This is a genomic window from Flavonifractor hominis, from assembly GCF_040095835.1.
GTDB lineage: Bacteria > Bacillota > Clostridia > Oscillospirales > Oscillospiraceae > Flavonifractor > Flavonifractor hominis.
Window position 1 is genome coordinate 104,075 of record NZ_JBBMFT010000006.1, and the last position, 17,226, is coordinate 121,300.

Annotated in this window: 19 protein-coding genes; 5 read left to right on the forward strand and 14 right to left on the reverse strand. The window is 59.5% G+C overall.

All coding sequences use genetic code 11. The annotated features are described in order from the left end of the window. Positions 1-14: 14 nt before the first annotated feature. Positions 15-1,652, reverse strand: a complete 1,638-nt coding sequence (locus tag WMO45_RS10505) for a class I adenylate-forming enzyme family protein (protein ID WP_349140709.1) — start codon at positions 1,650-1,652, stop codon at positions 15-17. 372 nt (positions 1,653-2,024) lie between these two features. Between WMO45_RS10505 and WMO45_RS10510 the strand changes: the two genes are divergently transcribed. Both WMO45_RS10510 and WMO45_RS10515 read left to right on the forward strand, forming a co-directional pair. Then, positions 2,025-2,231: a helix-turn-helix transcriptional regulator gene (locus WMO45_RS10510; RefSeq protein ID WP_349140711.1), complete on the forward strand. Its 207-nt coding sequence runs from the start codon at positions 2,025-2,027 to the stop codon at positions 2,229-2,231. 1 nt (position 2,232) lies between these two features. Next, complete coding sequence (locus tag WMO45_RS10515; RefSeq protein ID WP_349140712.1) at positions 2,233-2,976, forward strand: DUF3169 family protein; 744 nt, start codon at positions 2,233-2,235, stop codon at positions 2,974-2,976. Positions 2,977-3,019: 43 nt separating this feature from the next. Here WMO45_RS10515 and WMO45_RS10520 read toward each other — a convergent pair whose 3' ends face one another. The 10 genes from WMO45_RS10520 to WMO45_RS10565 all read right to left on the reverse strand — a co-directional run bounded on the left by WMO45_RS10520 (position 3,020) and on the right by WMO45_RS10565 (position 11,530). After that, complete coding sequence (locus tag WMO45_RS10520) at positions 3,020-4,774, reverse strand: NADH-dependent [FeFe] hydrogenase, group A6 (RefSeq protein WP_349140713.1); 1,755 nt, start codon at positions 4,772-4,774, stop codon at positions 3,020-3,022. 14 nt (positions 4,775-4,788) lie between these two features. Beyond that, positions 4,789-6,591, reverse strand: a complete 1,803-nt coding sequence (locus WMO45_RS10525) for an NADH-ubiquinone oxidoreductase-F iron-sulfur binding region domain-containing protein (protein ID WP_349140714.1) — start codon at positions 6,589-6,591, stop codon at positions 4,789-4,791. 12 nt (positions 6,592-6,603) lie between these two features. Further along, positions 6,604-6,972, reverse strand: a complete 369-nt coding sequence (locus WMO45_RS10530; RefSeq protein WP_349140716.1) for a (2Fe-2S) ferredoxin domain-containing protein — start codon at positions 6,970-6,972, stop codon at positions 6,604-6,606. Between the two features lie 4 nt (positions 6,973-6,976). Beyond that, positions 6,977-7,525: an ATP-binding protein gene (locus WMO45_RS10535; protein WP_349140717.1), complete on the reverse strand. Its 549-nt coding sequence runs from the start codon at positions 7,523-7,525 to the stop codon at positions 6,977-6,979. 145 nt (positions 7,526-7,670) lie between these two features. Continuing rightward, on the reverse strand, positions 7,671-8,165 hold the full coding sequence (nuoE, locus tag WMO45_RS10540; RefSeq protein ID WP_349140718.1) for an NADH-quinone oxidoreductase subunit NuoE: 495 nt from the start codon (positions 8,163-8,165) through the stop codon (positions 7,671-7,673). Between the two features lie 78 nt (positions 8,166-8,243). Next, the gene (locus WMO45_RS10545; protein ID WP_349140719.1) at positions 8,244-8,951 is read right to left on the reverse strand and encodes a PHP domain-containing protein; all 708 of its coding nucleotides are present in this window, start codon (positions 8,949-8,951) and stop codon (positions 8,244-8,246) included. Positions 8,952-8,980: 29 nt separating this feature from the next. Continuing rightward, on the reverse strand, positions 8,981-9,319 hold the full coding sequence (locus WMO45_RS10550) for a DRTGG domain-containing protein (RefSeq protein ID WP_349140720.1): 339 nt from the start codon (positions 9,317-9,319) through the stop codon (positions 8,981-8,983). 73 nt (positions 9,320-9,392) lie between these two features. Next, positions 9,393-10,718, reverse strand: a complete 1,326-nt coding sequence (locus tag WMO45_RS10555; protein WP_349140721.1) for a [Fe-Fe] hydrogenase large subunit C-terminal domain-containing protein — start codon at positions 10,716-10,718, stop codon at positions 9,393-9,395. A gap of 34 nt (positions 10,719-10,752) precedes the next feature. Then, on the reverse strand, positions 10,753-11,187 hold the full coding sequence (locus tag WMO45_RS10560; protein WP_349140723.1) for an ATP-binding protein: 435 nt from the start codon (positions 11,185-11,187) through the stop codon (positions 10,753-10,755). Continuing rightward, a complete protein-coding gene (locus tag WMO45_RS10565; protein ID WP_349140724.1) occupies positions 11,174-11,530 on the reverse strand; it encodes a DRTGG domain-containing protein in 357 nt (118 codons plus the stop codon). The genes WMO45_RS10560 and WMO45_RS10565 overlap by 14 nt, the downstream gene beginning before the upstream one ends. Positions 11,531-11,776: 246 nt before the next feature. On the opposite strand from WMO45_RS10565, the gene serC reads away from it, so the two are divergent. Beyond that, positions 11,777-12,862, forward strand: a complete 1,086-nt coding sequence (gene serC / locus WMO45_RS10570; protein ID WP_349140725.1) for a 3-phosphoserine/phosphohydroxythreonine transaminase — start codon at positions 11,777-11,779, stop codon at positions 12,860-12,862. An 18-nt stretch (positions 12,863-12,880) separates the two neighbouring features. Next, positions 12,881-14,050 carry a phosphoglycerate dehydrogenase gene (locus WMO45_RS10575; protein WP_349140726.1) on the forward strand — a complete coding sequence of 390 codons (1,170 nt, stop codon included), beginning with the start codon at positions 12,881-12,883 and terminating at the stop codon, positions 14,048-14,050. Positions 14,051-14,101: 51 nt separating this feature from the next. Here WMO45_RS10575 and WMO45_RS10580 read toward each other — a convergent pair whose 3' ends face one another. From WMO45_RS10580 to WMO45_RS10590, 3 genes are read right to left on the reverse strand one after another with little or no spacing between them, the layout of a single operon-like run. Further along, complete coding sequence (locus WMO45_RS10580; RefSeq protein ID WP_349140727.1) at positions 14,102-14,746, reverse strand: ABC-2 transporter permease; 645 nt, start codon at positions 14,744-14,746, stop codon at positions 14,102-14,104. Further along, a complete protein-coding gene (locus WMO45_RS10585) occupies positions 14,743-15,603 on the reverse strand; it encodes an ABC transporter ATP-binding protein (protein ID WP_349140728.1) in 861 nt (286 codons plus the stop codon). The genes WMO45_RS10580 and WMO45_RS10585 overlap by 4 nt, the downstream gene beginning before the upstream one ends. Further along, the gene (locus WMO45_RS10590) at positions 15,600-15,980 is read right to left on the reverse strand and encodes a GntR family transcriptional regulator (RefSeq protein WP_349140729.1); all 381 of its coding nucleotides are present in this window, start codon (positions 15,978-15,980) and stop codon (positions 15,600-15,602) included. The genes WMO45_RS10585 and WMO45_RS10590 overlap by 4 nt, the downstream gene beginning before the upstream one ends. A gap of 158 nt (positions 15,981-16,138) precedes the next feature. Here WMO45_RS10590 and WMO45_RS10595 point away from each other — a divergent pair, with 158 nt between their 5' ends. Then, positions 16,139-17,212 (forward strand): alanine racemase, encoded by a 1,074-nt coding sequence (locus tag WMO45_RS10595; RefSeq protein WP_349140730.1) that lies wholly within the window; start codon positions 16,139-16,141, stop codon positions 17,210-17,212. Positions 17,213-17,226 lie beyond the last annotated feature (14 nt).

A 17,226-nucleotide genomic window follows, 5' to 3' on the forward strand; every position in this document is an offset into this window, starting at 1 on the left:
TTGCAGCCCTCCTCTCAGTTGGTGATCTGAGCCTCTACCAGGCGGCCGTGGCAATACTTCTCCCGCAGAGCCGGCTTTTCGATCTTGCCGGTGGGATTGCGGGGCACCTTGTCAAAGATGACCTTCCTGGGCCGCTTGTACCGCGGCAGCTCCTGGCAGAAAGCATCGATCTCCTCCTTCGTACAGGTCATGCCCTCACGGACTTCGACGATGGCGGCGGCAATCTCGCCCAACCGGGGATCCGGCAGACCGATGACCGCAACGTCCTTAATTTTTTCAAAGCGACGAAGAAAGCCCTCGATTTGAACCGGATACAGATTTTCACCGCCGGAGATGATGACATCCTTTTTCCGATCTACCAGATAGATAAAGCCGTCCGGGTCGACCTCGGCCATGTCGCCGGTGTATAACCAGTCCCCTTTCAGAACTTCGGCGGTGGCCTCCGGATTCTTGTAGTAGCACTGCATGACGCCGGGGCCGCTGACGATCAGTTCGCCCACCTGGCCCTGGGGCACTTCCTGTCCCTGCTCGTCCACCACTTTAGCCTGCCATAAATAGCCCGGTTTGCCGATGGCACCAACCTTTTCAATGTTTTCCACGCCCAGGTGGACGCAGCCGGGACCGATGGATTCACTGAGACCGTAGTTGGTATCGTAGAGGTGGTGGGGGAAGAATTTTTTCCACCGGTGGATCAGGCTGGGCGGCACCGGCTGAGCGCCAATATGCATCAGCCGCCATTGATCCAGCAGATAGTCATCCAGATTGACCGCCCCGCTGTCGATGGCGTCCAGGATGTCCTGGGCCCAAGGCACCAGCAGCCAGACGATGGTACACTTCTCTTCCGTGACTGCCCGGAGGATCCACTGGGGGGAGACGCCACGCAGAAGCACCGCCTTGCCGCCGGTGGCCAGGGAGCCGAACCAGTGCATTTTGGCTCCCGTGTGGTACAGCGGCGGGATACACAAAAAAACGTCCTCATGGGTCTGACCGTGGTGATGCTGTTCGGTGAGACAGGCGGAAAGCAGAGCCTTGTGGTTATGTAAGATGGCCTTGGGGAAGCCGGTGGTGCCGGAGGAGAAATAAATGGCGGCCAGATCGCTGAGCTCCAAATGGACCGGCGGATTTTCAAAGGAGCAATACATCACCAGCTCCCGGTAACTCTCAGCAAAGGCGGGGACCTTATTGCCTACGTAAAACCACTGCCGCACTCGTCCCAGAGTGGGCAGAATAGGCTCCAGCCGGTCGATGAACTCCGGGCCGAACACCAGGGCCTCCACATCCGCGAGATCCAGACAGTACTGAATCTCATCGGAGGAATAGCGGAAATTCAGAGGCACCGCCAGACACCCGGCTTTCAGAATGCCAAAGTAGATGGGCAGCCACTCCAGACAGTTCATCAGCAGGATGCCCACTTTGGCCCCCCGCTTCAGTCCCCGGCTCAGCAGGAGATTTGCAAACCGGTTGGCCTTCTTGTCAAACTGCCCCCAGCTCATCTCCCGGCGGTAGGGCTCATCCGGGCGGTTGCGCTCGATCAGGCTATACTCCCGCCAGGTGGCGGCCCGGTCCCGTTCCTCCGAGGGGTTAATCTCTACCAGTGCTGTCTCATCCCGGTACAGCCGGGCATTGCGTTCCAAAAATTCTGTAATCACCATCGGATTCTCTCCCTCTCTCCCAGCGGCGGTATGGGCCGGGGAAAATATGGTTTTTATGCCGATTATTTTACCGCTTTAAATGGGCGAAGTCAAGAGCGGGATGCAAAGACAGGGAAATACTTTTATGCTGCGTACCCTGTATGGATGGCGTGTGCAGCATAGATCTCTGTCAGATCCACAGAGTACGCCGTATCGGAAAAGGGTCGGGGAGGATTAGCCATCCAAGCGTCAGCGCTTTTGCTTAATATAGGAGCCGTGGCGGCAAAATATCCACTCCTTTCTCTTGACAACTTTACTTGTCAATGGTATCCTATAATTGACAAGCAAAGTTGTCATTATGACAAAGATAATTGTCGATTAGGAGGCGAGACGATGCCACTCTATAACCGGTTGAAAGAGCACCGAGCCCGGTTGGGAGTCAACCAGCAGGAACTGGGCCGCATGGCGGGGGTATCCCGGCAGACCATCAGCCAGATCGAGCGGGGGGACTACTCCCCCTCCGTCACTCTGGCCCTGAAGCTGGCCAAACTGTGCGGTGTCACCGTAGAGGATATTTTCTGCTATAAGGAGGATGAATGAGATGAAGGATCAGGTCACACGGGAAAATCGCAAGGCACTGCCCAAGTTTGTTGGTACGGTGCTCCTGTTTGCGTTCCTGGGAGGAATCGGCGGCTTTATTGTGACGTTTGCGGGAGTCTCCGGGGTGGCTGACTGGGCGGAGACGGGTCTGAAGGGGCTGCTGGCGGCGGTGGTACCCTGGGGCATTCCGGTGAGTTCACTGGTACTGCTGGGCATCGGGCTGGGGCTATACCGCTCTGCAAAGGGGCGGTACAGCCGCTGGGACGGGGAGGACGAGGACCTGGCGGATGGCATAGAGACTACTCTCAGCTATGTGCTGCTCTTCACCTCCCTGGCAGTCATCCTGGATTTCTTCTTCCTGTCAGCCGCCTTTTTGACCTCCCTGCCCCTGATACCCGTCCTCTGCTTTGTGGTCTCCGTGGTGCTGAGCATGGTGCTCCAGCAGAAGGCGGTGGATCTGACCCGGCGGATGAACCCGGAAAAGCAGGGCAGCGTGTATGACACCAAGTTCCAGAAAAAGTGGATGGATAGCTGTGACGAAGCGGAAAAAGCCCAGATCGGTCAGGCGGCTTATCAGGCTTTCCGGGTGGCGGCTGGTACCTGTCTGGGGCTGTGGGTGGTGTTCACGATACTGAACTTCTCCTTTGATATTGGCCTGCTGCCCGCTCTGGCGGTGTTGGTAATCTTCGGGGTGCTCCAGGTCACCTACTGCTTGACCTGCATCAAACTCAGCTGCTCCAAATAAAAGAAACGGCCGGTCCCAAAGAGGACCGGCCGTTTTATTCGGCTTACACCCGGTAGCGTTTCTGTTTGATATAGGAGCAGTGGAGCAGGGAATGTGCCTTGTGGCTGCCGGGATGGCCCAAGAAGTCACGGTAGACCGTCTGGACCACCGGGTTATCATGACTGCGGCGGTAGGGCATTCCCTCATCCTGACGATAGAGGGCAGCGGCCCGCAAAGCCTTAATGTCGGTGAAGTTACGCACGTCGGCGTGCTGGATGGGCTGGCCGCCGCCGTTGATGCATCCGCCGGGGCAGGCCATGAATTCCACAAAGTCATAGTGCAGCGAGCCGTCCCGCATGCCATCCAGCACCAGCTTGACGTTGTGCAGACCGGAGGCGACGCACACCTTCACCGTACGTCCGGGCAGCTCATAGCTGGCCTCCTTGATGCCCTCCATACCGCGCACTTCATGGTACTCCAGCGGGGCCATACCCTTGCCGGTGAGTTCTTCCACCACGGTGCGCAGGGCGGCTTCCATCACGCCGCCGGAGGCGCCGAAGATAGTGGCCGCGCCGGTGGATACGCCCAGCAGCGGGTCAAACTCCTCGTCAGGCAGGTGGTCGAAGAGCAGCCCGGCCTGAGTGATCATACGGCCCAGCTCCCGGGTGGTGAGGGACACGTCCACCGGCATGCAGCCGTTGGGCAGGCGCTGTTCCTCCCGCAGGACCTCATATTTCTTGGCGGTACAGGGCATGATGGACACCACATAGATGTCGTGGGGATCGATGCCCGCCTGCTCGGCGTAATAGGTCTTGACCAGGGAACCGAACATCTGCTGGGGGGATTTGCAGGAGGAGACATTGCGGAGCATGTCGGGGGCGTGCTGCTCCATGTAGCGGATCCAGCCGGGAGAGCAGGAGGTGATGAGGGGCAGGGGTTCCTCCTCCCGCAGACGGTTGAGGAACTCTGTGCCCTCTTCCAGAATGGTGAAGTCGGCGGCCGTGTCTACGTCGAATACCTTATCAAAGCCAAGCCGGCGCAGAGCGGTGACCATCTTGCCCTGTACATTGGTGCCGATGGGCATGCCGAAGCACTCGCCCAGGGTAACCCGGATGGAAGGGGCGGGGCCCACCACCACGTGCTTCTTGGGATCGGCCAGAGCGGCCAGCACCTTACCGGTGTCGTCCTTTTCACTCAGCGCGCCGGTGGGACAGGCCACAATGCACTGACCGCAGGAGACACAGTCCACCTCGCTCAGATCCCGGTCGAAGGCGCAGCCAATGTGGGTGGAAAAGCCGCGATCATTGGGGCCGATGACGCCAACCTCCTGCACGTTGCGGCAGACGGCGGTGCACCGGCGGCAGAGCACACACTTGGAATTGTCCCGCACCAGATGGGGGGCCGAGGCCTCAATCTGGGGAGGCATGTTGTCGTTGGCGTAGCGCACGGCGTCAATGCCAAGGTCGCTGGCCAGCTGGCGCAATTCGCACTGGCTGTTGCGGGAGCAGGTAAGGCAGTCCATCCGGTGGTTGGAGAGAATGAGCTCCAACGTGAGCTGGCGGGAGCGGCGGACCCGCTCGGTGTTGGTGAAAACCTCCATACCCTCGCTGACCGGATAGACGCAGGAGGCCACCAGAGTCTTGGCCCCTTTTACCTCCACCACGCAGATACGGCAGGCGCCGATCTCATTGATGTCCTTCAGAAAACAAAGAGATGGGATATTGAAACCCGCGGAGCGGGCCGCTTCCAGCACCGTGGACCCAGCGGGAACGGTGACGGGGATGTTGTTGATGCGCAGCGATACCATTTTTTCGTCCATGTCCGTTCCCTCCCTTACTGCTTATAAATAGCGCCAAAGCGGCAGTGGTCCATACAGGCGCCGCACTTGATGCATTTGGACTGGTTGATGATGTGGGGGGCGCGCACCGCGCCGGAGATGGCGCCGGTGGGACAGCCCTGGGCACAGCGGGTACAGCCTTTGCACTTGGCCGGGTCCACCACGTATTGGATGAGGGCCTTGCACACCCCGGCAGGGCAGCGTTTCTCATACACGTGGGCCTCAAACTCCTCCCGGAAGTGCTTCAGAGTAGAGAGCACCGGGTTGGGTGCAGTTTGTCCCAGACCGCACAAAGCGGACTGCTTGATGTGGTTGCACAGCTCCTCAATGGTGTCCAGATCCCCCGGTTCGCCGTTGCCCTCGGTAATCTTGGTCAACAGGCCCAGCAGACGCTTGGTACCGATGCGACAGGGGGAGCACTTGCCGCAGGACTCATCCACGATAAACTCCAGGTAGAACTTGGCGATATCCACCATACAGTTGTCCTCATCCATGACGATGAGGCCGCCCGAGCCCATCATGGAGCCGATGGCACCCAGGGATTCATAGTCGATGGGGGTATCGATGAGGGACGCGGGGATGCACCCGCCGGAAGGACCGCCGGTCTGGGCAGCTTTAAATTTCTTGCCGCCGGGCACGCCGCCGCCGATATCCTCCACCACCGTGCGCAGGGTAGTGCCCATGGGAACCTCCACCAGGCCGGTATTGGTGATCTTGCCGCCCAAGGCAAAGACCTTGGTGCCCTTGCTCTTTTCCGTACCGATGGAGGCAAAGGCCCCGGGGCCATGGTTGAAGATCCAGGTGATGTTGGCGTAGGTTTCCACGTTGTTGAGGAGGGTAGGCCGGTCAAAGAGACCCTTGACCGCCGGGAAGGGGGGACGGGTCTTGGGCTCGCCCCGGTGACCTTCAATGGAGCGCATAAGGGCGGTCTCCTCGCCGCAGACGAAGGCACCGGCGCCCAGCCGCAGTTCCAGATCAAAGTCAAAGCCGGAGCCAAAGATATTTTTACCCAGCAGGCCGTATTCCTTGGCCTGGCCAATGGCGGTTTCCAGGCGCTGCACTGCGATGGGATATTCCGCCCGGACGTAGATGTAGCCCTGGTGGGCGCCCACGGCGTAGCCGGCGATGGCCATGGCCTCCAGCACGCTGTGGGGATCGCCCTCCAGCACGGAGCGGTCCATGAACGCGCCGGGGTCGCCCTCGTCGGCGTTGCAGCAGACATACTTGATGCCGTCCGGGCTGACGGCGTCGTGAGTGAACTGCCACTTCATGCCGGTGGGGAAGCCTGCGCCGCCCCGGCCGCGCAGGCCGGAGGCCTTGACAGTGTCGATGACCTGCTGGGGCGGGATGTGTTCGGTGAGGATCTTGCCCAGAGCCTCATACCCGTCCACACCGATGTACTCATCGATGCTCTCAGGGTTGATGACGCCGCAATTGCGCAGGGCGATGCGTTTTTGATGCTTGTAAAAACGGGTCTCATTCAAAGAGGTGGCGGGCGCTTCATTCCCCTCGTTCCGGTTGAGCAGCCGTTTGACGATGCGTCCCTTCACGATGTGTTCGGAGACGATCTCCTCCACATCATCCACCGTGACATGGGTATAGCAGGCTCCCTCGGGGTAAATGGTGACGATGGGGCCCAGGGCGCACAGACCGAAGCAGCCGGTGCGTACCACCTTGGCTTCCTTGTCCATACCCTGAGCGGCCAACTGCTTTTCAAATTCCGCAATGATCTTGGGGCTTTCCGAGGAGGAACAGCCGGTGCCGGTGCACACCAGGATATGGGAGCGGATCAAACTCATATCATACCCTCCTCATTCCGCCGCGCCGATGGTGTACTCTTCCACCACGCGGCCGTTGACCAGATGTTCACTGACGATGGAGGCCACCTTGTCGGGAGTCATCTTTACATAGGTGACCTTTTCCTGCCCGGGTACATAGACTTCTACAATGGGCTCCAGCCGGCACACGCCGATGCAGCCGGTCTGGGACACGGTCACGTTTTTCAGTTCCCGCTTGGCCACTTCTTCCAGAAAGGCGTTGAGTACCGGGCGGGCGCCGGCGGCGATGCCGCAGGTGGCCATGCCCACCACCACCCGGATGCGGTCCTCGCCCGCGTCCCGCAGGTCGATCTGGCTGCGCATCCGGTCGCGGATTGCCTTGAGTTCTTCCAGAGTTTTCATTCCTTCATCCCCTTTGTTCGTTCAAAGCAAGCTCCTGTTCCTGCAGATAGTCGCGGACCCAGAGGACTACCTCCGGCTCGGCGAGGGAAATGCCGTCGCCCAGCTGTTCCCGTACCAAAGCGGTATCGAAGGTGAGACAGGTTCCGCCGGCGCGGTGGAGGTACCGGACCTCCAACTCCGGCGCGCCCTGCAGCAACAGGGAAATGGTTCCGGCCATGTCCCCTATGGGGGGACAATCGATGTGGTCTGTGCAAAAACGGGCGGTGACTGTAGTGCCCACGCCCAGTGTGCTGGCGATCTCCAGTGTGCCGCCCGTCTGCTCGGTTGCCAGGCGCAGCAGGGGCAGACCCAGCCCCATCTTCCGTGTGGTGCGGGTAGTGGTGAAGGGATCGCTCACCTGCGAGAGCAGCTCGGGTGACATACCCGTGCCGTCGTCGGTGATGGTCAGGGTGAGGACCCCGTCCTCCTCGGCCAGGGTGATGTCCAGGTGTTTGGCCTGGGCGGTGACGGAGTTTTGGGCAATATCCAGCGCATAAAGGGCAATCTCTTTCAAGAGAAGCTTCCTCCTGATGTTACGCTGCGCACGCCGCACGGCCGGGTCGCTTTCACTTTGCCTCGGGCTGGCCTCGGGCCGCAGTACGGCCCTGCGCTTGCCTTCCCTGCGCTCCAAGCTCCCCTGAGCGGCGGCTCCACGCTTGTTATTTATACATATCCAGGATGGGTCCCACTTGATCGGGCGTCAGACGGCCGTACACATCATTGTTGACCATCATGACCGGCGCCAGGCCGCAGGCACCCACGCAGCGGCAGGAGTCCAGGGAAAACTTCCCGTCCGGCGTGATGGAGCCCGGGACGATCCCCAGCTTCTGCTCCACGGCGGCCAGTACGGCAGCGGCGCCCTTGACGTAGCAGGCGGTGCCCAGACAGACCGAGATCTGATAGCGGCCCTTGGGGTTCATGCTGAACTGGGCGTAAAAGGAAGCGACTCCGTAGACCTCGGACAGGGGAATGTCCAGTCCTTCAGCCACCATGATCTGGACCTCTTCCGGCAGGTAGCCGAAAATAGCCTGTGCGGCCTGGAGCACGGGCATGGTTGCGCCCGGCTGTCCCTTATGAGCTTCGATCACCTGACGCAGGCGCTCCTCCTGCTCGGGCGTGCCCCGGTAGGGAACGACGGTTTTGCAGTTTGGCATGGAAACGTCCATCCTTTCTTGTCGGTATCAGTTCCAATTATAACAGTTTCTGGGATGATGTAAAGCGTAGCTGATTCGTTAGCCGCGGCGCAGCCAACGCAGGACCGCCTCGGCGCTGCGCTCAGGCAGGTCCATGGAATACTCGGCACTCCACACCTGGTCCAGGTAGTGGGCGTCGGAGTTGACGATGAGGCGCACATCCTTCAGGTCGGGGCGGACGGAGAAACCAGGCGGGCACTGACGGGATACCTCCGCCACCGGAAAGGGCAGCGACGGGTCCCACAGTCCAAGTACGCCCAGCAGGGAAAAGGCGTCCCGGTCGATGTGGGCGGGGAAGGCTACTCCGCCGTACAGGCCGGCCAGGTGGGGTAGTTCCTCCAAAGCCAGGTCGGTGTGCCCAATGAGTAGCCGCGTGTCCTCCCCCAGTACCAGGTCTCCTTCGTCCATATAGAGTTGACGGCCAAAGAGAGCGGGGTCGTTGGCCAAAGGGAACAGGTGCTGGGAGAGCAGTTGGTCAAACGCTTCGGCCAGCCGGGGGGTGGGGAAGAGGCAGACCACGTGAACGTCTTCCCGGGTACATACCTCTATCCCGGCCAGAGCGAGCAGGCCGCGCTCCTGTGCCGCCCGGCAGAAGGCGGCACAATTGCCAGCGGTGTTGTGATCGGTAAGCGCCACGATGTCCAGTCCTGCCAGGGCGCACATGGCGGCCAGATTGGCGGGAGTCATATCCTCGCTGCCGCAGGGGGACAGGCAGGAGTGAAGGTGCAGATCATAGTAGAAGTTCAATCCGTTTGCCCTCCTTTTTCCGGAGCGGCTCAGGTGCCGCCGGAGAGAATCTGCCCCAGACGGCCGGCGGCGGAAAAGGTGTCCTGAGCCGTGCCCAGGAGATTAACGCCCTTTTCCCTGGCCCGGCGCAGCAGATCGGGGTCGGGCAGGACGTCCTCGGTGAGGATCACACAGGAGACGTCGGCCATCAGGGCCACGGCCGCTACATTCTGATTGGACATAATGGTCAGCCAGGCGTGGTCCTGTCCGGCCCGGCTCAGCACCCAACTCAGCAGATCCCCGGCATAGCCCCCTGTGACCGGGCGCTCAGGCTCGGCCAGGTGGAAGACCTGCAGGGAAAGCAACGGACACAGCTGTTGTACGGTCATAACAATACCCCCTTGTTGAGCGTATGAAACAGCCGCCGCGACACGCCGGGGGCGTATCTGCGGCGGCTGGGTGTTACGGTTTGGCCGCCTTTTCCCGCTGGCCGCGGAAGGGAGGCGGCAGGTAGTCGTCCGCCTCTTCCTTGCCGGCCATGGAGCGCATGCGTTCACGGACCTTGAAAATGCAGTCATCCTCGCAGGCCCGGCCCAGGACCACATCCTCGGCAAACGCATGACAGGAGGGTGCCCCGCAGGAGCCGCAGTGCAGACCGGGCAGATGCGCCTCCAACTCCTGAATACGCATTTGCTTATTCAGCGCTGCCTCCACATCCTGATCCAGCACCAGTGCGGGCAGATATTGCAGCTCCTTATCCCGCACCACCAGAGTGCGGTCCGGTCCATTCAGCGGAAAGCGGTTGCGGGAGACGGGCAGACCGCGGGTCAGGCCCTTCAGACGCATTTTGGCGGCATAGGGGTTCTCCACATTGAAGCATCCGCCCACGCACCCCTGGGTGCAGGCCGACAACTCCAGAAAATCTGCCTCGGGCAGGCGGCCGTCCTCAATTTCATCCAACATACGGATAACATTTTCGATGCCGTCCACTGCCACACTGCGCTCACCCAGCCGGGCGGCGCTTTCGCCGCCGCAGGAAGCCCAGCCAAGGCCCAGGATCCCCGCGGAGGAGAGCGGTTCCAATGGGGTCTCTGCCAGACGCTTCATGGGGCCAAGAAGGCGCAGATATACATCACGGATAGGAATGGCGCCGTCCAGCACCGGCCGGCTTAGATGTTCCGGCGAGCGGGCGGCGGTGACCTTGGAGGAGCAGGGGACCAGAGCGAATACTCCGATTTGCTCCGCCGGCAGACCGGTAACGGCTTGTGCCTCACGCCGGGCCAGAATGGCTGCCAGCTCCATGGGCAGGATTGTGGTGGCCACGTGGGGGATCAGTTTGGGAAAGCGCATCCGAATCAGCCGCAGCACCGTGGGGCAGGAGGCCGAGATCTGAGGCGTGGGTGTGGGTACACCGCTGCGGATACACTCGCGTTCAAAGTCGGAGATCATCTCGGCTGCCTTGGCCACCTCATATACCCGGTGGAACCCAATCTCCAACAGGGCATTTAATACCAAATCCAGGTTATCCAGATGCTGGAACTGCCCGTAGAGTGACGGCTCGGGCAGGGCCACGCAGTAAGTATAACGCTTCAACACGTCCAAACTGTCACCCACGGACTTGATGGCCCGATGGGGACATACGCGGATGCAGCTGCCGCAGTCAATACACCGGTCGGGCAGAATGGTGGCCCTGCGTCCACGGACGCGGATGGCCTCTGTGGGACAGCATTTGATACAGGAGGTACAGCCCCGGCAGCGCTTGTCGTCCAGTACGACGGAATGTCTCATAACCATGGGCCTGCCTCACCTCGATTCGCCAGGATCATTGTTCTTTCTGCGGAAGTTTGATCTTCACCGTGACGGTGGTACCTTTGCCCACAACGGTGTCGATGGTCATTTCATCGGAATAGCGCTTGATGTTGGGAAGTCCCATACCGGCGCCGAAACCCAGTTCCCGGGCGGTCTGCCCGGCGGTGGAGTATCCCTCCTGCATGGCCAGGGCCACATCGGGAATGCCGGGGCCGGTGTCGGTCATGCGGATCACGATCTGATTCGGGTCCACCTCTACCTCCGCCTGGCCGCCGTCGGCATGGATGACCATATTGATCTCACCCTCATACATACAGATAGAAGCGCGGCGGATGATATCCTGCGGCAGGTTCAGCTTCTTCAGGGCCAACTTCATCTTACTGGAGGCCTCTCCGGCTTCGATCAGATCGCCGCCCTCCACTGGATACACCAGTCTACTCGTTTCCATCGCAATTCCCTCGCAATCCATTGGAGTATAACAGTCCGCATGCCTCATACATGCGTTTGGGGCATGTCATAATGACGATATCACGCTCCTCCGCCAAAGCCAGAATATCCCGGCCGGGGATCTTGCCGCGGACAAAAATAATGCACTTCATCTCCACCATGTCCGCTGTGCGCACCACCTGGGGATTGACCAGTCCGGTGAGCAGCAAAGCCTGGTTTTTGACGAAGGCCAGCACGTCGCTCATAAAATCGCTGCCGCAGGCGGAAAAGACCTCACGGTCCAAATGATCCTCCCCACAGAGTACCGTAGCGCTCAGAATACGTTTGATGTCGGAAAGCCTCATAGGCCGCCCCCTCTCCCAGTGGGAAAACTAAACTCTCGGTTCGGAAGTATTGTACCACAAAACCATTCAAAGTGCAAAGGGCAGGTTTCAATATAGACAAACTTTTTTCTTTCTGGACGGCTGTTTTGGGCAAACCACTCAATTGACAGGGTGCGCGCACGTCAACTATAATAGGCTTTATCAAGATAAAGTGACACTATGTCGCAGAATCTGATGTCAAATTATCCATCAAGGAGGCCATCTATCATGGGAAACCAGCGCGTGTATAACTTTTCCGCAGGCCCGTCCATGCTGCCCCTGGAGGTACTGGAGCGGGCTGGAGCCGAGATCACCAACTATCAGGGCTCCGGAATGTCCGTTATGGAGATGAGCCACCGATCTAAGGTGTTCCAGAAGATTTTTGACGATACCAAGGCCAAGCTGCGCACTCTGCTCAATGTGCCGGAGGAATACGAGATCCTGTTTTTGCAGGGCGGTGCCTCCAGCCAGTTCTCCATGGCGCCCCTGAACCTCATCGGCAAGACCGGCAAGGCTGATTATGCAGTCACCGGCAACTTCTCCAACATCGCTTATAAAGAGGCCCAGAAATACGGCCAGATCAATCTGGCTGCTTCCTCGGCTGACCGCAACCATACTTATATTCCCACTCAGGACCAGCTGAAACTGGATCCGGAGGCCAGCTATTTCTATTACTGCGCCAACAATACCATCTATGGTACCGAGTGGCAGTATGTCCCCGAGACCAACGGCGTGCCCATCGTGTGCGACATGTCTTCGGACATTCTCTCCCGTCCGGTGGACGTGAGCAAGTACGGCATCATCTTTGCCGGCGCGCAGAAGAACATGGCTCCTGCGGGTCTTACCGTGGTCATCATCCGCCGGGACCTGGCCGGTCAGGAGCTGCCCTACACCCCGCTGATGATGAACTACAAGACCATGATCGACAAGGATTCCATGTACAATACTCCGCCCTGCTGGTGCATCTACATGCTGGGGCTGGTACTGGACTGGCTGGAGAGTAAGGGCGGTGTGCCCGGCATGCAGGCCATCAAGCACGCCAAGGCCCAGATGCTCTATGATGTAATTGACAGCTCCAAGCTGTTTACCTGTGCCGTGGAGCCAGGTTCCCGCTCCGACATGAATGTGGTGTTCCGTACTGGAAACGATGAGCTGGACGCCAAGTTTGTCAAGGAGAGTGTGGAGGCCGGCTTTACCAACCTGAAGGGTCACCGCTCTGTGGGCGGCATGCGTGCGTCCATCTACAACGCCATGCCCACCGAGGGTGTGGAGAAGCTGTGCGACTTCATCCGCGCCTTTGACCAGAACAATTAAAGAAGGGGAGGGACCGCTATGTATCGCATCAAGACCCTGAACAAGATTTCCCCCGCCGGTCTGTCGGTGCTGGATCAGAACCGGTTTGCCGTCAGCGGCGATGTGGAGAACGAGGACGGCATCCTCGTCCGCTCCGCCGATATGCATGACTATGTGTTCCCCGACGCCCTGCGGGCCGTGGCCCGGGCAGGGGCAGGCACCAACAACATTCCCATTGACCGCTGCTCCGAGGCAGGTATCGTGGTATTTAATACCCCGGGTGCCAACGCCAACGCGGTGAAAGAGCTGGCAGTGTGCGCTCTGCTGCTGGCCAGCCGGAAGATCACCCAGGGTGTGGAGTGGGTGAAGGCCCAGGCTGCTGCCGGCGAAGATGTGGAAAAAGTGGTGGAAAAGGGCAAGAGCCAGTTTGTGGGACCTGAGCTGAATGGTAAGGTACTGGGCGTTATCGGTCTGGGGGCCATCGGCGTGCAGGTGGCCAACATTGCCACCAAGCTGGGAATGACCGTATATGGGTACGACCCGTTCCTGTCGGTGGACGGGGCGCTGGCCCTCTCCCGCATGGTGCATCGGGCCATGGATCTGGAGACCATCTATAAAAACTGTGACTACATCACCGTCCACGTGCCTCAGACCGCTGAGACCAAGGGAATGCTCAACGAGGATGCCTTCCATATGATGAAGGGCGGTGTGCGTATCCTGAATCTGGCCCGGGGCGGCCTGGTGAATGACGACGATATGCTGGCCGCTCTGGACAGCGGCAAGGTGGCCTGCTACGTTACAGACTTCCCCAACGCCAAGATCATGGGCGGACGAAATGTGGTGGCGATTCCCCATCTGGGCGCCTCCACCCCCGAGAGCGAAGAGAACTGCGCCGTCATGGCGGCCCAGCAGCTGCGGGACTATCTGGAAAACGGCAATATTGTCAACTCTGTCAACCTGCCTACTCTGGTGCAGCCCTGGAGCGGAGTGTGCCGCCTGTGCATCATCCATCGCAACGTTCCCGGTGCCATTGCCAACATCACCGGTGTGCTGTCCAAGGACGGGGTCAATGTGGAAAACATGACCAACAAGTCCAAGAAGGACTATGCCTACACCGTGGTGGATGTGGGCAGCCGGGTGAGCGACAGTGTGGCTGATGAGATCCGTGCACTGGATGGCGTACTGCGGGTGCGTCTGCTCAATCACTAAAAAGCAGAAAAAGGCCGCTGTGAGCGATGCTCACAGCGGCCTTTTGTTGGATCAGAACTCCTTCTTTTCGTAAATGCCGCAGGAGATGAAGTAAGAAAGAACAAAACTCCCAACGGAAACCAAGGCCAGCAGGCCGGGAAGGGCGGCGGTCAGCCAGGGGGCGGGGGCGGGAAGGACGAAGCCGTTGCTGACAGCCCCGCCCAGCAGAACAATGGAGCCGAAGACAATCAGGAAGAGGCACATATTGACGATGCGGGCTTTCTCCGCACCATACTTAAAGAGCAGGGGGAGAAGTACAGCATCCATTACCAGGGAGACGCCGGCACAGGCCAGAGTGATCAGCAGACAGTCCAGGGGCGTAGTTTCGCTCACCCTCAACAGGGAAAGGACGATCAAGAGCAGGGCCACCGCCACGGTGCTGACAGCCAGAGCCAGCAGGGTGAAGAGATACTTGCCACCCACGACGCCGCTCCGGCCTGCGGGGGAGACTACAGCGAAACGAGCCCAGCCGCTGGCATCATCCATGCTGATGGAGGACATGGGTACCATCATGCCCAGCAGGGCCACCATTCCACCCAGAATGCTGATGTCAAATACGCCCGCGATGGCCAGACCGCCGTAGATCAAAAAGAAGATCAGATAGCTGCCAGCCAGCCTGCGCATGGACAGGATATCTTTATAGATGAGCCCTTTCATCTCACATCCCCCTTTACCGTGAAGATCATGATATCCTCCAGAGTAACCGGCTCTATTGCCAGCGCGGGCCAGGCGCGGGCCAGGGCGCGGCGATCCTTCACCAGTGCCTCGCAGCCGAACTGCCCGGTGCGCACGCCTACCAGCAGGGCGGGATCCACCCGCTCCAGATCGGCCCGGCCGCACTTGAGCTTGCCATAGCGGTCCAGCAGCTCGTCCTTGGCCCCGGATACAGCCACCCGTCCCTTGTGCAGGTAAGTGACATAGTCGGCCACCTTTTCCAGGTCACTGGTGATGTGGCTGGAGATGAGGATGGCGTGCTCCTCATCCTGGATGAAGGCGAGAAACTCATCCAGGATCTCGTCCCGCACCACTGGGTCTAGCCCGGAAGTGGCCTCATCCAGGATCAGCAGCCTGGGCCGGACGGCGAAGGCAGCGGCCAGGGCCAGTTTCATCCGCATACCCTTGGAGAACTCTTTTACGGTTTTCTTCTCCGTCAGGCCAAACTTGTTCAGGTATTGCTGGAATAGAGCGCTGTCCCAGCGAAGATAGAGCCCGCTCTGGATCCGGTTTACCTGGGCGGGGGTGAAGGAATTATAGTAGCCGCTTTCATCCAGCACCACCCCGATCTCTCCTTTGAGCGTGCGGGCTTCACGGTCCATGTCATGGCCCAGTACATGGACCTCACCGCTGTCCCGTCGGACCAGGTCGAGGATGCACTTAATGGTGGTGGATTTACCCGCCCCGTTTTCTCCGATCAGGCCCATGATGGTCCCGCCGGGGACAGTAAACGATACGTCGTCCAGTTTAAAACTGCCATAATCTTTGGTGAGATGGGATACTTCCAGTACGTTGTTCATGATGATTCCTCTCCATACAAAAGGTTGAGGGTCTCAGTGAGCTCGGCCAGAGTGACACCGCCGGTCCGGGCGATATCCACGGCCTGAGACAGATGTTCCTCGGCACGGCGCAGGGTCTCCTCGTGGACAAGCTCCAGGTTGCGGGGAGCGACAAAGCACCCCTTTCCCGGTACGGTGGTGATAAAACCCTCCCGCTCCAATTCTTCGTAGGCCCGCTTGGTAGTGATGACGGAAATGCGCAGATCCCTGGCCAGCAGGCGCATGGAGGGCAGGGCCTCGCCCTCCTTAAGTTCGCCCCGGAGGATAAACCCTTTCATCTGCTGGGTAATCTGATCGTAGATCGGCACTCCGCCGGAGTTTCGTATGATAATATCCATGGTGCACCCTCTTGCTGTCATACTGTATATACTTGACATATACAGTAATAACACATAGTACGGGTCATGTCAAGTCGTATGTGCAAAATACTTGTGATTTTTCTCATGCGGCGCTATCATAAAACAAATTGTAAAGACACAAAGGAGGAACTAAAGCCATGTATGCTCCTGTATTGGAGATCGATACCCATAAGATTACGGAAAATGCCCGCCGACTGAAAACGATGTGCGATGCCCGTGGGATTGAGATCGCTTTTGTAACCAAGGGGTTCTGTGCCCGTCCGGCTGTTATTCGGGCGGCCAAGGCGGGAGGACTTACCCACTTTGCCGACAGCCGGATGCAGAACATCATTGCGGCAAAGCAGGCCGATCCGGAGCTGCACTATCTGCTCATCCGAATCCCGGCCCTGGATGAAGTGGAGGAGGTGGTCCGCTGGACGGATTGGAGTATGGAGAGCCAGATCGAGACCATTTGTGCCATCTCTGACGAGGCCCTGCGGCAGGGCAAAGTTCATCCGATTATTTTGATGCTGGATGTGGGCGACCTGAGGGAAGGCGTCTTTGGCCGGGAACAACTGGACGAGATCGCGCCCCAGATCCTGGCCTGTCCGGGGGTGGAGCTGGTGGGCCTGGGTACCAATGTGGGCTGTTACGGCAGTGTGCTGCCCTCACCGGAAAACATGGGCAGCCTAGTAAAGGCGCGGGATTACCTCAATGCCGCTTACGGCTTCCATATCCGCACCCTCTCTGCCGGCGGCACCTGTGTACTCAAGCTGCTGGAGAACGGAACGCTGCCTGATGGGATCAACCAGCTGCGGGTAGGGGAGGCTGTCCTTTATGGAGAAGATTCCACGGGTAATCGCCTTCTGGACGACTTCCATCAGGATGCTTTCCGCCTGTCCGCGCAGGTAGTGGAGCTGCGGCGCAAGCCCTCTGTCCCAGTGGGCGAGCGGGGCAGGGACTGCAGCGGCAATGTGCAGGAGTATCCCGACCGAGGGGTGCGGCTGCGGGCCATTTGTGCGCTGGGGAAGCAGGATGTGGACTGGACTGCCCTTACGCCCATGCTGCCGGGGGCGTATCTCATCGGAGCCAGCAGCGATCACCTGATCGTGGAGGTGGAGGAGTGCGGCGGAGCGGTGCGGCCGGGGGACCGGCTGTGGTTCCGCTGCGGGTATATGGCAGCGCTTCATGCCACCACTTCCGCCTATATCGAAGTGCGGGAGCTGGAGTAAACAGAACCGGGCCT

Bases quoted from the DNA above. Each gene is read 5' to 3' on its own strand.
- WMO45_RS10505 (WP_349140709.1), bottom strand. From the start codon at position 1,652: ATGGTGATTACAGAATTTTTGGAACGCAATGCCCGGCTGTACCGGGAT.
- WMO45_RS10510 (WP_349140711.1), top strand. From the start codon at position 2,025: ATGCCACTCTATAACCGGTTGAAAGAGCACCGAGCCCGGTTGGGAGTC.
- WMO45_RS10515 (WP_349140712.1), top strand. From the start codon at position 2,233: ATGAAGGATCAGGTCACACGGGAAAATCGCAAGGCACTGCCCAAGTTT.
- WMO45_RS10520 (WP_349140713.1), bottom strand. From the start codon at position 4,774: ATGGACGAAAAAATGGTATCGCTGCGCATCAACAACATCCCCGTCACC.
- WMO45_RS10525 (WP_349140714.1), bottom strand. From the start codon at position 6,591: ATGAGTTTGATCCGCTCCCATATCCTGGTGTGCACCGGCACCGGCTGT.
- WMO45_RS10530 (WP_349140716.1), bottom strand. From the start codon at position 6,972: ATGAAAACTCTGGAAGAACTCAAGGCAATCCGCGACCGGATGCGCAGC.
- nuoE (WP_349140718.1), bottom strand. From the start codon at position 8,165: ATGCCAAACTGCAAAACCGTCGTTCCCTACCGGGGCACGCCCGAGCAG.
- WMO45_RS10550 (WP_349140720.1), bottom strand. From the start codon at position 9,319: ATGACCGTACAACAGCTGTGTCCGTTGCTTTCCCTGCAGGTCTTCCAC.
- WMO45_RS10555 (WP_349140721.1), bottom strand. From the start codon at position 10,718: ATGAGACATTCCGTCGTACTGGACGACAAGCGCTGCCGGGGCTGTACC.
- WMO45_RS10560 (WP_349140723.1), bottom strand. From the start codon at position 11,187: ATGGAAACGAGTAGACTGGTGTATCCAGTGGAGGGCGGCGATCTGATC.
- WMO45_RS10565 (WP_349140724.1), bottom strand. From the start codon at position 11,530: ATGAGGCTTTCCGACATCAAACGTATTCTGAGCGCTACGGTACTCTGT.
- serC (WP_349140725.1), top strand. From the start codon at position 11,777: ATGGGAAACCAGCGCGTGTATAACTTTTCCGCAGGCCCGTCCATGCTG.
- WMO45_RS10575 (WP_349140726.1), top strand. From the start codon at position 12,881: ATGTATCGCATCAAGACCCTGAACAAGATTTCCCCCGCCGGTCTGTCG.
- WMO45_RS10580 (WP_349140727.1), bottom strand. From the start codon at position 14,746: ATGAAAGGGCTCATCTATAAAGATATCCTGTCCATGCGCAGGCTGGCT.
- WMO45_RS10585 (WP_349140728.1), bottom strand. From the start codon at position 15,603: ATGAACAACGTACTGGAAGTATCCCATCTCACCAAAGATTATGGCAGT.
- WMO45_RS10590 (WP_349140729.1), bottom strand. From the start codon at position 15,980: ATGGATATTATCATACGAAACTCCGGCGGAGTGCCGATCTACGATCAG.
- WMO45_RS10595 (WP_349140730.1), top strand. From the start codon at position 16,139: ATGTATGCTCCTGTATTGGAGATCGATACCCATAAGATTACGGAAAAT.